The sequence below is a fragment of the Dellaglioa sp. CoH-57-MRSF-18 genome (genome assembly GCF_056781995.1).
Window position 1 is genome coordinate 1 of record NZ_JBXAXX010000085.1, and the last position, 448, is coordinate 448.

General features: G+C 54.9%; 1 protein-coding gene. It reads left to right on the forward strand.

Translation table 11 applies throughout. The features are described from left to right. Positions 1–191: 191 nt before the first annotated feature. Positions 192–448, forward strand: a 257-nt coding sequence (locus tag AC1RPG_RS08190) for an HNH endonuclease (protein ID WP_481762497.1), incomplete at its 3' end; no start/stop codon positions are given.

Sequence of the window (448 nt, forward strand, 5' to 3'; positions counted from 1 at the left end):
ACGATCCTTGTTCTTAACAAGCTGGGCTACAAGATGCGAGTAAACAAGGGTGTGTTGGATCGACCCACGTTCGCGTGTTCTGCACTGCATAACATCTGCATCCAGCGCATCGGTAACGATCTTCGAATTTTCTTCCGGGCCTAAACATGTTTGCGCGACGTACGAGAAGTGCACGACGCGGTAAGTCTGGTATGGGCTCGATACGTCGTGAGAATTACAACACGGTTAACGGCGTGCAGACGCGCGCCGGTTGGTGGGAAATACGGGCCAAGGTTGTGGCACGCGATGGCAACAAGTGCCGGGCCATAGTGGGCGGCAAGCAATGCCTGCGCCCTGCTGTGGAAGTACATCACATAGTGCCTCTCTCACGGGGCGGCACCAACACGATGTCGAATCTCCTATCGCTGTGCAAAAGCTGCCACGACAAACGCCATAACCATCTGCATCG